We start from the raw sequence: 13,264 nt of genomic DNA, 5'->3' as shown, positions 1-13,264 counted from the left end.
TCAGGCTCCCAGTGGGACGAGGAAATCGCGGCTGATGCCATTGCCCAGCGCGTAGATGTTTTCCATGAACTTGCCGAGCGTCTCGTCCATGCCGGCGGCCAGCACGTCCTCGATGCGCGCGAACTGCAGCTCGGCGTGCATGCGGCCCGCCAGCCGTTCCGTGCCGGCGGAGACGTCGTTGCGTACGGCTTTCAGGTTCGCGACCACCTGCTCCATGCAGGCGAGCAGGGAGCGCGGCATGTCGGCGCGCAGCATCAAGAGTTCGGCCACGCGCGCCGGCGTGATGGAGTCGCGGTAGACCTTGCGATAGATTTCGAAGCCGGCCACGGAGCGCAGCAGCGCCGCCCAGTAGTAGAACTCGCGCTGCGTGAGGATGTCGTGCGTGGCGCCGTCGCCGGCGCCGTGGTACTTCACGTCCAGCAGCCGTGCCGTGTTGTCCGCGCGCTCCAGGAAGGCGCCGAGGCGGATGAACACGAGGGCCTCGTCGTCCAGCATGGTGCCGAGCGTGACGCCGCGCGCCAGGTGGCAGCGGTGCTTGACCCAGTCGAAGAATTCGCCCGGGTCGTTGTCGAGGCCCCCGTGCACGCGGTCGCGCAACTCGATCCAGGTGGCGTTCTGCGTTTCCCACACCTCCGTCGTGAGCACGCCGCGCACCGCCCTGGCATTCTCGCGCGCCGCGGTGAGGCACGACACGATCGACGACGGATTCGCGGGGTCGCTCGCCATGAACGCGAGGACGTTCTTCGCGTCGAGCGTGCCGTACGCGGCGTCGAACGCAGCCTGCAGCTCGGAGATGCCGAGCATGGCGCGCCAGGCCTGCTCCATGTCGCCGGCCGACTGCGGCAGCATGGCCGTCTGCACGGCCACGTCGAGCATGCGGGCCGTGTTCTCGGCGCGCTCGGTGTAGCGCGCCATCCAGTACAAGTGGTCTGCGGTGCGGCTCAGCATCATTCCTCCAGTATCCAGGTGTCCTTGGTGCCGCCGCCCTGCGACGAATTCACCACCAGCGATCCCTCGCGCAGCGCGACGCGGGTCAGGCCCCCGGGCACCATCGCGATCGTCTTGCCCGACAGGACGAACGGGCGCAGGTCGATGTGCCGCGGCGCGATGCCGCTCTCGACATAGGTCGGGCAGGCCGACAGGGCCAGCGTGGGCTGGGCGATGTATCCGTCCGGGCGCGCGACGAGGCGGCGCCGGAAGTCCTCGATCTCCTGCTTGGTCGCCGCGGGCCCGATCAGCATGCCGTAGCCGCCGGCGCCGTGCACCTCCTTCACGACGAGCTGCTCGAGGTGGGCGAGCGTGTACGACAGGTCTTCCGGCCGCCGGCACTGCCAGGTCGGGACGTTGTTCAGGCGCGGCTCTTCCGCCAGGTAGAAGCGGATCATGTCCGGCACGTACGGGTAGATCGACTTGTCGTCGGCCACGCCCGTGCCGATCGCGTTCGCCAGCGTGACGCGCCCCGCGCGGTAGACGGACAACAGGCCCGGCACGCCCAACGTGGAATCGGCGCGGAAAGCGAGCGGATCGAGATAGTCGTCGTCCAGCCGGCGGTAGATGACGTCCACGCGGCGCGGTCCGCGGATCGTGCGCATGTACACCGCGTTCGCGTCGACGAACAAGTCCTTGCCCTCGACCAGCTCCACGCCCATTTGCTGGGCGAGGAAGGCGTGCTCGAAGTACGCGGAGTTGTGCATCCCCGGCGTCATGACGACGATGGTCGGGTCGAGCACGCCGGCCGGCGCGACGGAGCGCAGGTTCTCCAGCAGCATGTCGGGATAGTGCTCGACCGGCGCGATGCGGTGGTGCGCGAACAGCTCGGGGAACAGCCGCATCATCATCTTGCGGTCCTCGAGCATGTACGACACGCCCGACGGCACGCGCAGGTTGTCTTCGAGGACGTAGAACTCGCCCGCGCCAGCGCGCACGATGTCCACGCCCGCGATGTGCGCGTAGATGTCGGAGGCGACGCTGATGCCCTGCATCTCGGGGCGGTACTGGGCGTTCTGGTAGATCTGCTGCGCCGGGATGATGCCCGCGCGGACGATGTTCTGGTCGTGGTAGATGTCGTGCACGAACATGTTCAGCGCCTGCACGCGCTGCGCGAGCCCTGCCTGCAACGCGGCCCACTCGCGCGCGGGAATGATGCGCGGGATCGTGTCGAACGGGATCAGCCGCTCCGTGCCGGCGCCGTCCCCGTACACGGCGAACGTGATGCCGACGCGGCGGAACGTGAGGTCGGCCTCCGCGCGCTTGCGGGCGATCCGTTCCGCCGGCTGGTGCTGCAGCCACGCCTCGAACGCGCGGTAGTGCTCGCGCACCGCGCCGGAGTCGCCGGCCGTCATCTCATTGAAATATTTTTCCATTGCCGCCTTCCGTGAGTGTCGACACGGTAGACGTATCAAGAAGCGTGCCAGGAAAATAAGGGGTGCCGTGCCCGATCGTGGTGCGGGCGGCGTTCTCCGCCCGAGCTTGTGTTTACCAAGGGACCGGGGCATACTCGGAGGTTATCCGGTGCCCCGCAGCGCTGCCCCTCTCGTCCAGAAGCACAGCATGAAATCGAACGGTCTCTCCCTGCATCATCCCTTCGCATTCTGGGCCGGTACGGCCGCCATCGTGGCCGGCGTGCTGGCGCACGTTCCGATGTTCGTGTGCGCCTCGCACATGGGGTACCGGATGGTCGGCATGGAGATGGACGCCATGATGCTGGCGGGGATGGCATTGATCCCCATCGGGCTGCTGCTGGCAGCCTACGGCCTGATGCCCCGCATGGCGCGCCTGCGCGCGGGCACGGGCGCGCGCGGCGGCCTGCATTTCCACGTCGCCGACGGCGTCCCGCTGAACCGCCAGCACTGGTATCTCGTCGCCGTGCTCGTGATAGCACTGACGATCGACGTGATGAAGCCGGCCACGCTGGGCTTCGTCATGCCCGGCATGACGCGCGAATACGAACTGGCCAAGCAGTCGGCCGGCATGCTCGCCTTCGTCGCGCTGACGGGGACGACGGTCGGCTCCGTCGTCTGGGGCGTTGTCGCCGACCGCTTCGGGCGGCGTGCGACGATCCTGCTGTCCGCGCTGATGTTCATCGGCACCGCCATCTGCGGCGCCATGCCGTCGTTTAACTGGAACCTCGCCATGTGCTTCCTGATGGGCGCATCGGCCGGCGGCCTGCTGCCGATCACGTTCACCCTGATGGCCGAAATGATCCCCGCCGCGCACCGCGGCTGGCTGCTCGTCGCGCTGGGCGGGCTCGGGAACTCGGCCGGCTACCTTGTCGCCGCCTGGGCCGCGAGCCTGCTGGAACCCGTCTACGGCTGGCGCGTGCTGTGGCTGCTGGGCCTGCCCACGGGCGCCATCATCATCCTGTTGAGCCGCCTGCTGCCGGAATCGCCGCGCTTCCTCGCGACGAACGGCCTGCATGCGGAGGCCCGCGCCGTGCTGGCGAAATTCGCGGGTGTCGTCGATGCGGACGATGGTGCCGCGGCGGATCACGGCCCGGCCGGCGATCACGGCCCCGTCGGCATGCGCGCATTGCTGCAAGGCGGCTACGGCCCGCTGACGATCGGCATGGGTGTCGCCGGCGTCGCCTGGGGCCTCGTCAACTTCGGCTTCCTCCTGTGGCTGCCGACGAACCTGCGCGCGATGGGCATGGACGCGGCCACCGCCACGAGCCTGCTCGCGAAATCCGCCTTGTTCGCGCTGCCCGGCACGCTCGTCGTGATCTGGTTGTACCACAGCTGGAGCACCGTCAAGACGCTCGTCACGTTCATCGGCCTGTCGTGTGCGAGCCTGCTGGGTTTCTTCCTGCTCGGCCATACGGGCGTCGCGTCGACCGCGGCGATGGTCGTCGCGACCGTCGCGCTGCTCGTCTCGGCCAGCGGCGTCATCGCCACCTTGATCCCGTACGCGTCCGAAATCTATCCTGTCCACCTGCGCGCGACGGGCTCCGGCGTCATCGCCGCGGGGTCCAAGCTGGGCGGCATCCTGGGCGCCGGGTTCGGCGTCGTCGGACTGTTCGGCAACGTGGCGCTGGCGGCGCTCGTGATCGCGCTGCCGATGGCCGTCGCGGCGCTGCTGCTGGCGCGGAACGGCATCGACACGCGCGGGCGCCGGCTGGAAGAGATCCAGGGCCTGGTGGGCGAGGCGGCCGCACCGGCCCGCTGAGACCCGTCGGCGCAGCGCATGCGCTGATGCTCGGCATAGTCCTGCACACGCACGGCTGTTCGGTAGATCGCGGGCGCCCGCACTACGATCGTGCGGACGACAGAGGTAAACCGGGGTTTCGACCCATGGACAACACGAGGGGAAACTCGATGCCGATCCGGCGGGCACGCGCGGAGGACGGCGTCGCGATGTGGGCACTGTACGGCAAGTCGGAGTGCGCCGTCGCGCCGACGACGACAGTGGGCCAGCTGGCCGACACCGTGGCCGGCATCAGCGACGCGCGCCTCGCCGCGGGAACGATCACCGTTCCCGAGAATTACGCCATGCGCACGGCCCTCGTGCCCAAGCTGCTCGAGGTCGACGATCAGATGGCCGACCACCATGGGCTGAACCTGGACCCCGACGCCGATTCCTACCAGCTGATCCAGTCCATCTGTTACCGGCTGCCTTATTTGTCGAAAGAACCGGGCAAGATGCGGGCGAAGGGCGCAGGCCTGCTGGCCACGCACCGCGCCGCCGCGGAGGACCGGCTCGCCCTGTCCGCGATCGTCGCGCGCGTCGCCGACCGCCTGCACCTGACGACGAGGCAGTTCGCCAAGCCCGCGCGCGCCAATCCCGCGTTGGCGGCGGCGCTGGACGCTCCGATGCGCGATGTGCGCGAGCAGGCGCAGCGGACGACACCGTCGTGCACGTGGAGGACACCACCCAGCAGAACTCGACCCTGGTGGAACAGACCGCAGCTGCGGCGGCGGGCCTCGATGAACAGACGCGCAACCTGGCGCGCACCGCGAGTGTCTTCCGCACGGACGACGACCGCGTGCGGCGGCTGGCCGCCTGAAAATTCGGGGTCAGAGCATGTTTTGATGAATATTCGGGGTCAGAGCACTTTCTGAGGCACGATCTTCAAAGGAATTTTTACGGACGGCGGCCCGGCCTGATTCCCCAGAGGCGCGCGTAGACGCCGCGATCCTTGGGGCGGCTTGTTGTGTTCCTGCACATTGATCCGAAATTTGCTCTGACCCCGAACTTCAGGCGAAACGTGCTCTGACCTCGAATTTGGGGCTGAAAAAAGGCCGGGCAATGCCCGGCCGGTGATGATGCCGCGGTGGTCAGGCCGCGTGGTGATTCACGTTCGGATCGTTCGCCGCCGCAGCCGCCTTGACGCCGCTGTCTGCTCCCATGCCGTCGTCGTGGTGGAACGGCGCAAACCACGTCGCGAGGAACGACGGGATCGTCGCGATCATGACGGCCACGAAGTAGCTGACGTAACCCAGGTACTCCTGCAGCACGCCGCTGACCATGCCCGTGACGAGCATGCACAGCCCCATCAGGCCCGTGCCGAACGCGTAGTGCGTCGTCGTGTACTTGCCCGGTGCGAGCTGCTGCATCAGGTAGATCATGTAGCCGACGGATCCGAAGCCGAAGAAGAATTTTTCGATGATGACGCCGGCCGCGATCGTCCACGCGTCCGACGGCAGGGCGATGGCCATCGCGAGGAACGTCAGGTTCGGGATGTTGACGGCGCAGCACAGGATGAACAGCGTGCGCTTCAAGCCGCGCTTCGCGACGAACATGCCGCCCAGCAGGGAACCCACCAGCACGGCGATCAGGCCCCACGTGCCGTAGATGATCCCGAGCTGCTCGTTGGAGAGCCCGAGGCCGCCCTTCGCCGCCGAGTCGACCATGAAGAACGGCCCGATCTTTTCCAGCATGCCGATGCTGACGCGGAACAGGAACGCGAACGCGATCATCTTCCACACGTCGCGCTTCTGGAAGAACGTGACGAACGAGTCCCACAGGATGTAGCCCGCGCCGCGCAAATTCGTCGGCGTGTTTTCCGCGCGCGCGCCGTCGGGCATCACGCGCGCGTGCCACGCGGCCATCACGATGACGATGGCGGCCACGATGAAGAAGATCACGCGCCACGCGTCCATCCAGTCCGGCCCGAACACCTTCGGGTCGTGGTGGAACACTTCCGTGTGCAGGCGGCCGCTCAGGTAGACGAGGAAGCCGGAGGCGACGATGGGCCCCACGTTCCACGACAGGCTCTGCACGCCGCAGTACAGCGCCTGCGTGCGAGTGTCGAGCGACGTGACGTAGACGCCGTCGCTGGCGATGTCCTGCGTCGCGCCGATGAACGACATCAGCACGAACAGCGCCAGCATCAGCACCATCCAGTGCGGCATGCTCATCGCGAGGCCCGCGCCGGCGAAGCCCACCGCGATCAGCACCTGCATGCACAACACGAAGAATTTCTTGGTGCGGTACATCTCGACGATCGGCGCGAACAGGGGCTTGGCCGTGTACGCGAAGATCAGCATGCTCGAATACGCGGCTGCGCGGGCGTTGTCCATGCCGATGTTCTTGAACATGATGGCGGTGACGCTCGTCAACATGACGTAGCCGAGCGCCATCGTGAAGTAGCCCGTGGGCACCCACAGCAGCGGGTGGCGGGTGCGGTCAGGCGTGCGCATGGCCGGCTGCCGTGACGGAATCGATCGGCGCGCGCTGCGCGGCGGCGCGGGCGTCGGTCAGTTGCTGGTCGAGCATCGCGGCGGCGCCGGCCAGGGCCGGGTAGGGCGCGTGGATCACGTACACCGGGATCTGCCTGCAGAAGTCGGTGAAGCGGCCCTTGTTCTCGAAGCGGGCGCGGAACGACGACTGCGCGAAGAAGGCGCCCAGGCGCGGCACGACGCCGCCGCCGATGTAGATGCCGCCGCGCGCACACAGCGTGACGGCCACGTTCGCGGCCATCGTGCCCAGCGCGCCGCAGAAGACGTCCAGCACTTCCGCGCACACCTTGTCGCCCGCGAGGCCGCGTTCGACGACTTGCGCAGGTTCCAGTGCCTCCGTCGCGATGCCGTCGATGGCGCACAGCGCCTCGTGGATCGTCGCCAGGCCTGGCCCCGAGATCAGGCGTTCGGCCGACACGTGCTGCCACTTCGTCCAGCAGTAGGCGAGGATCGCCTGTTCGCGCGCGTTCGACGGCGAGAAGGCCACGTGGCCCCCTTCGCTGGGCAGCACGGTCCAGCGGCCGCCGTCCGGAATAACGCCGCCAACGCCGAGCCCAGTACCGGCGCCCACGACGCCGATCACGGCGTCGGGATTCACGCGCGTGCCGCCGACCTGCTGCAGGTCCGCGTCCGGCAGGCCGGGCACGGACATCGAGAGTGCGGCGAAGTCGTTCACGACGAGCAGCGTGTCGAGACCGAGGTCGCGGCGCGCCGCGTCGATCGAGAACTGCCAGTGGTGGTTCGTCATCTTGACGAAATCGCCTTCGACCGGGTTCGCGATCGCGATCACGGCGTGGCGGACCTCGCGCGCCGCGCCGGGATGGCCGGCCAGGTAGGCGCGCACGGCGTCGGTGAACGTCGCGTGCGCGGCGCACGCGAGCGTCGCGATTTCCTCGATGCGGCCGGGGCCGCGCTGCAAGGCAAAGCGGGCGTTCGTCCCGCCGATATCGGCCAGCAGGCGGGCGCCGCCGAAAAGCACATCATCCATGTTGTCCCTCATGTCTTCCTCGGTCTCCTGTTCTTGTGCCCGCGGCGGTCAGGCTGCGCGCAGGGTATCGCGCTGGCCTGCGATGAAATCGCGGTACCATAGGGCGCTCGCCTTCGGGATCCGCTGCTGCGTGGCGTAGTCGACGTACACGATGCCGAAACGCTTCGCATAGCCGGAATTCCATTCAAAATTGTCCATCAGGCTCCACAGGAAGTAGCCGCGCACGTCCACGCCCGCATCCATCGCGGCCTTCAGCGCGATCAGGTGGGTGCGCACGTATTCCAGGCGCTGCGCGTCGTCGACCTGGCCGCCTTCGACCGTGTCGACGGAGGCCATGCCGTTTTCCGTAATGTACACCGGCGGCAGGTCCGGGTATTCCTGTTTCAGCTGCACGAGCAGGTCCGTGAGGCCCTGCGGGTAGATCTCCCAGCCCATGTCGGTGAAACCCAGGCCGCCTTCCGGCTTGCGCGGCGGGACTTCCGCGCTCATCACTTCGCGGCGGTAGTAGTTCACGCCGAGGAAGTCGAGCGGCTGGGCGATGATGTCGAAGTCGCCCGCGTGCACGACGGGCGCATTGTCCCCGTGCGCTTCCAGCGACAGCGCGGGATAGCGGCGCTTGAAGATCGGGTCCATGAACCACTCGATCGAGTTGGCCCATTCCAGTTCGGCGAGGCGCTTGTCGGCGGCGCTGTCCGTGGCCGGTTCCGCCGTCCACTGGTTCAGCACGATGCCGAGCTGGCAGGTCGGGTTCACGGCGCGCATCGCCTGCATGGCCAAACCGTGCGACAGCAACAGGTGGTGCGATACCTGGATGGCCTGTTTTTTATCGGCGACACCCGGCGCGAACTGGCCGTTGCCGTAGCCGAGGTTCGCCGTGCACCACGGCTCGTTGTGCGTGGCGATGCTGGCCACGCGGTTGCCGTAGCGGCGCGCGACTTCGGCCGCGTAGTCGGCGAAGCGGTGTGCCGTGTCGCGCGACATCCAGCCGCCATCGTCCTGCAGGCCTTGCGGCAGGTCCCAGTGGTACAAGGTGATGTGCGCGGCGATGCCTTTTTCGTCCAGCGCGTCCAAGAGGCGCGTGTAGAAGTCGAAGCCCGCCTCGTTCCATGCACCCTTGCCCGTCGGCTGCACGCGCGCCCACGCCATCGAGAAGCGGTAGGCGTCCACGCCCAGCGACGCCATCATCGCCACGTCGTCGCGGTAGCGGTGGTAGTGGTCGCAGGCGACGTCGCCATTGGTGCCGTCGATGATGTTGGCCGGGTTGTGCGAGAACGTATCCCAGATCGAAGGGCCCTTGCCGTCGGCGTCAAAGGCGCCTTCGATCTGGAAGGCGCTGGTCGCGACGCCCCACGTGAAGTTGGAAGGAAAACGGATGGAATCGGTCATGGTGCGGGTTGTAGTCGTTGTGGGTGAAAGCGATGCGCAGCCGGCGCCCGCGAGCGCGCGACGCATCCAGTTTCAAATTGTTTGAAATCGATTTCATCGTACATGTGCGATCGCCCGGGTGTCAAATAGATTTTTTCCCCTCAAGTCGTTCCGTAACATGTCAAACCGGCATGTCCTGGTGTATATTCACGAGCTTCGCGGCACCGCCGCCTCGATAACGCAGGCCGACGCATGAAAAAGGATTCCAGCAGCACACCGATGGTCACCGTCCACGAAGTCGCCCGGGTGGCGGGCGTGTCGGCGGCGACGGTTTCGCGCTTCCTGAACGGCACCGCCAAGGTGTCGGAGGAAAAGCGCCAGGCCATCGAGAGCGTCATCGAAAAGCTCAACTACAAGCCGAACGTCCTCGCGCAGAACCTCAAGATGGGAAGCTCGCGCACGATCGGTGTGCTGACGCAGTCGCTCGTCTCCGGCTATTTCGCCGATGCGATGGCCGGCATCGACGAGGCCTTGCAGGGCACGGGCTACGCGCCGCTGATCGTCTCCGGCCACTGGCACGCGGACGAAGAGGCCGAGCGCATCGAACTGCTGATCGCGCGCCGCGTCGACGGCCTCGTGATCCTGAGCGGGAAACTGAAGGATGCGCAGATCCTCAAGTTGTCGCAGCGCGTGCCCATCGTCGCCTTCGGCCGCGACCTGAGCTCGCCGCGCGCGTACGGCTTCTGCCTCGACAACTACTGGGGCGCGTGCGAGGCGGTCGGGTACCTGATCGACCAGGGCCACCGCAACATCGCGTTCATCACGGGCCCGTCAGACCACCAGGATGCGCTCGCGCGTCTGGCCGGCTACCGCGATACCCTGGCCAAGCACGGCATCAAGGAACAGCAGCAGCTGATCGTCGGCGGCGACTTCCAGGAATCGAGCGGCCTGCTGGCCGTCGAGCGGCTGCTGGAATCGGGCCAGCGCTTTTCCGCGATCTTCTGCGCGAACGACCTGACGGCATACGGCGCGCGCCTCGCGCTGTACCGCCGCGGGATCCGCGTGCCGGAAGACATCTCCGTCATCGGCTTCGACGACCTGCACAGCTCCATGTACACGACGCCGCCGCTGACGACCGTGCGCCAGCCGCTGTTCGACGTCGGCAAATGCCTGGGCCGCGCGATCGTCAAGATGATCGGGCACGAGACGCTCGACATCGAGGTGCCGCAACTGAACCTCGTCGTGCGCGAGTCGGTCAAGCGCATCGATTGATGCCGGCGCGGGACCGTGTCGAGCATTAATAAAGTTCGCCGCAAACTGATGAAGTCCGGCACGAAACAAAAACGACTGCAACACGGACCAAGTACTAAGCACAACGCGACTTGCCATTATTGGCGGCAATTTCGTGCGCTGAGCCATATCGACCGTCCGCTTTCGGCCAAAAGCGGACACTGCAAATCGTTAAGCTACGACTTTTCAACTACATTGGAATATTTCTACGATGAATCCGTTTAGTATGGCGATCCCTTTTGGACTCATTGGTCCAGCGCTTGCGGTAGGGGTTTTCGCATATTTGTGGCGCGGCGCCCTCCAGCATTTTTGGTGGTTCATTGGGATTGGAGGAGTAGCGTCATACGTGTTGATGGCGACGTGCCTTACGTGGGCACTTTCCGACGTTGGCATCACCGGTAATCTATCTGTAACGCCGAAGCCGGCACTTGATCCACTCGCCATTCGCTATCTCTCGTTCATGCTGGCATGGCTGGTAGGTAGTGCCATCATCCTATTCATCACGCGGCATCTTTTAGCAAAGATATAGGCTGGGAATGTATGACTGCTATGGGTCGGATGCTGCCGGTCGTGACTCTTCGTGACTTTTCCAACTCCGCAACTTGGTATGCTGTCTCGAACGGCCAGGATCGGCCACAAGCGGTCATTGACATGACTATTGATCGAAAACTTCAGGAGAGTATTGTGAACGTTCCGCCAATTGGGCCTATAGCGGCTCATCCTGATGTCAACGAATGGTTCATATCTGAACCTCATCAAATAAAATGTCTGCTTGGGCACGTGGTTCAGTTTGTCTTTGATGGTTACATCGATGATGATCGAAAGGCAGACTATCACCGAGCACTTCAAAACCTGATAGACCTGGATAGTTCCGTTCTAGCGGCTGTGGAGCCCTATGTAACTCAGTACTGCAATGAGACACTTGATCTTTACGACGACCAGGATCGTCCACACGTCAGCATTCAACAGCCTTCTGATGTGTGGAAATACGTTCAGTTTGGCACAGAGGTGCATATTTCACGTCGGGCGCACGGTGATGACGAAGATGGAATATATTTTTCGCTTGAATGCAACTGTGATTGGGAGCCGGAACACGGTCTGGTGTTGGTCTTGCGCGACGGTTTAGAAGTCACGAAGGTAGGGCCATATGACGGACATCTGACTAATTCTGATGCATATGCAGATCCAAATTTGAAGAACGTAATATTCAAGAGCTTCTGTGCGTGAATGAACGTCGGCTTCGGGGCGAACACGGACGTTACCGCCCGTGCCTAGTTGACTACACACGATACGATCATAGCCCTACTCCGAATGTTCCGATGTTAGTTCCTTTCCCGGTCATAAAGAAGAAGGCGCATCCTTTAGGTGCAGGATATTGAGGTGAATGAATGAATGGTTGGATTGAAAGGTTGCGCGAGAGTCTGCCAACTGTCCGGCGAGATTTCTACGAACGAGGTTTTGGTTTGCCCTGCCAATATTTAGAGGCTGTTGAGTCAGTCAGAAAGCGGGGGGAAGGGGAAAATGACTATCAATATTACATGGATGAGGTCCTATACGAGTCATTTTTCCTCAAATATCCCTGGCAAGCATCCGTTCGCACACAGTTAAATGCAAACCAGCGATCTCCCTACTTGGAGTTTTTGGAGAGTAAAGCCAACGACTGGGGGGCAACGTTATCGCTTGATCCTAATTTCGATAGGTTTTGTAAATTCGAGAAGCCTGACGCTTGGCTGCGTCTGCTGAGTCAATTCAGGAGCGAAAAGCAATCCGAACAGCATATGTTTGCTCCAGAACTGAAGCAGTTTGTTTCTGGTGCGCGTGGCTCGATAATTGCTGGGATTCAATGCATTGCCGAAACATTCGGTTATCATGTGAAGCGGCCGGTTAAATCGTCCGACAAGTTAATGGTCTTGTGTGATGAAATTGACGGGGAATGCTACTCATCATTGCGCGTGATCGATCTTCGTGCCTTGAAAAAGAACGGAGACGTTTTGGTTCAGTTTGTTTTTTCGGAAGTTCCTGATAAGGTTTTTGGTCTCAATAAGTTTATTCCAGGGGCGTATCTTTATCAGCTGTCGAATGATGGCTTTGATATGACAATATTTTCGTTCTTTCTTCAGTGTGTATTTATGTCGAGATTGCGTGCGGAACTCAGAAATCGGTAGTAACTTCGGCAACGGGGCGACAGCAGCCTGTCGTGACAGTCCGTGAACTTTGCGCTTCGACAACCTGCTATGCTGGCTCGACCGGCCGAGGTCAGCCAGAAGCGGACGGTCAAAAATGAAAGGCCCCGATGACACCTGGGCGTGAAAGCGAGTATAACGAGCTACTTGGTTATGTAGAACTTTTTGCAACCACTGTATGGCAAATTGACCCTGCTTCTGCTGTTCACCCTGCGAACGTGATTAAGGGAATTGTCCAGCAATTCGGCAAGTCAAAAGCGCTTGCTGGACTACGCCAAGCCGCTAACGATACTGTCGAAGAAACAAGAAATTGGAATTCTGAAGCGAGGACTGTTGTCGACGAAGCGTTTAGAGCGGCCGGTGTAGTCACTTTGTCAGAGATAACCCGCAGATACTCCGCGAGTTACAAACGCATTGTGAAGCGCGGTTTCATAAAAAATGAAACGGAATACCACGTCGTCAATACCATCTTGGTGGACCATGCAAGTGCGATCTCGGATGATGAACGGGCGTGTCTGCAAACGCTAACTGAAGCATTCGAGCAAAAAGCGTAGTTCACGTCCCAGTTCTGATGCGCCGCCATTCGACGGTCACAACGTCCGCTCTGGGTCGAAAGCGGACCGTCGCGCCACCCGCGTGGCCTCCAGGCTATGACGCATTTTATTGTTTGTCCACAGCCTGAAGTAGCGCAATCCGCGACCACCGGTAGCACCTACGCAGACCGCGCGACCCGGCGCTGGCGGCTGGCCACCAGCGCCGCCAAG

At 63.2% G+C, this 13,264-nt stretch carries 11 protein-coding genes; 6 read left to right on the top strand and 5 right to left on the bottom strand.

The annotated features are described in order from the left end of the window. Nucleotides 1-948 carry an alpha-E domain-containing protein gene (locus HAV22_RS04160; protein WP_166856806.1) on the bottom strand — a complete coding sequence of 316 codons (948 nt, stop codon included), beginning with the start codon at nt 946-948 and terminating at the stop codon, nt 1-3. Beyond that, the gene (locus tag HAV22_RS04155; protein ID WP_166856804.1) at nt 948-2,363 is read right to left on the bottom strand and encodes a circularly permuted type 2 ATP-grasp protein; all 1,416 of its coding nucleotides are present in this window, start codon (nt 2,361-2,363) and stop codon (nt 948-950) included. The genes HAV22_RS04160 and HAV22_RS04155 overlap by 1 nt, the downstream gene beginning before the upstream one ends. Nucleotides 2,364-2,550: 187 nt before the next feature. Here HAV22_RS04155 and HAV22_RS04150 point away from each other — a divergent pair, with 187 nt between their 5' ends. Together HAV22_RS04150 and HAV22_RS04145 are read left to right on the top strand one after the other, a co-directional pair. Continuing rightward, complete coding sequence (locus tag HAV22_RS04150; protein WP_166856802.1) at nt 2,551-4,161, top strand: MFS transporter; 1,611 nt, start codon at nt 2,551-2,553, stop codon at nt 4,159-4,161. A 125-nt stretch (nt 4,162-4,286) separates the two neighbouring features. After that, nucleotides 4,287-5,054 carry a hypothetical protein gene (locus tag HAV22_RS04145; protein ID WP_166856800.1) on the top strand — a complete coding sequence of 256 codons (768 nt, stop codon included), beginning with the start codon at nt 4,287-4,289 and terminating at the stop codon, nt 5,052-5,054. A gap of 216 nt (nt 5,055-5,270) precedes the next feature. Here HAV22_RS04145 and HAV22_RS04140 read toward each other — a convergent pair whose 3' ends face one another. Genes HAV22_RS04140 through HAV22_RS04130 form a run of 3 tightly spaced genes read right to left on the bottom strand, consistent with a single transcriptional unit; the run spans nt 5,271 to nt 9,048 of the window. After that, nucleotides 5,271-6,635: an MFS transporter gene (locus HAV22_RS04140; RefSeq protein WP_166856798.1), complete on the bottom strand. Its 1,365-nt coding sequence runs from the start codon at nt 6,633-6,635 to the stop codon at nt 5,271-5,273. Beyond that, nucleotides 6,622-7,662 carry a glucokinase gene (locus HAV22_RS04135; RefSeq protein WP_229421063.1) on the bottom strand — a complete coding sequence of 347 codons (1,041 nt, stop codon included), beginning with the start codon at nt 7,660-7,662 and terminating at the stop codon, nt 6,622-6,624. The genes HAV22_RS04140 and HAV22_RS04135 overlap by 14 nt, the downstream gene beginning before the upstream one ends. 48 nt (nt 7,663-7,710) lie before the next feature. Beyond that, entirely contained in the window at nt 7,711-9,048 is a 1,338-nt protein-coding gene (locus tag HAV22_RS04130; protein WP_166856794.1) for a GH1 family beta-glucosidase, read from the bottom strand. A 231-nt stretch (nt 9,049-9,279) separates the two neighbouring features. On the opposite strand from HAV22_RS04130, the gene HAV22_RS04125 reads away from it, so the two are divergent. The 4 genes from HAV22_RS04125 (at nt 9,280) to HAV22_RS04110 (ending at nt 13,054) form a co-directional block, all read left to right on the top strand. After that, entirely contained in the window at nt 9,280-10,299 is a 1,020-nt protein-coding gene (locus tag HAV22_RS04125; protein WP_166856792.1) for a LacI family DNA-binding transcriptional regulator, read from the top strand. A gap of 669 nt (nt 10,300-10,968) precedes the next feature. After that, nucleotides 10,969-11,544, top strand: coding sequence for a DUF6985 domain-containing protein (locus tag HAV22_RS04120; protein ID WP_166856790.1), 576 nt, complete (start codon nt 10,969-10,971; stop codon nt 11,542-11,544). A gap of 161 nt (nt 11,545-11,705) precedes the next feature. Further along, nucleotides 11,706-12,482, top strand: a complete 777-nt coding sequence (locus HAV22_RS04115) for a hypothetical protein (protein ID WP_166856788.1) — start codon at nt 11,706-11,708, stop codon at nt 12,480-12,482. Between the two features lie 128 nt (nt 12,483-12,610). Then, the gene (locus tag HAV22_RS04110; protein ID WP_166856787.1) at nt 12,611-13,054 is read left to right on the top strand and encodes a hypothetical protein; all 444 of its coding nucleotides are present in this window, start codon (nt 12,611-12,613) and stop codon (nt 13,052-13,054) included. The last annotated feature ends 210 nt before the right edge of the window (nt 13,055-13,264 follow it).

This window comes from Telluria antibiotica, assembly GCF_011682055.1.
Classification (GTDB): domain Bacteria; phylum Pseudomonadota; class Gammaproteobacteria; order Burkholderiales; family Burkholderiaceae_D; genus Telluria; species Telluria antibiotica.
This window is presented reverse-complemented; position numbering and strand designations above follow the sequence as displayed.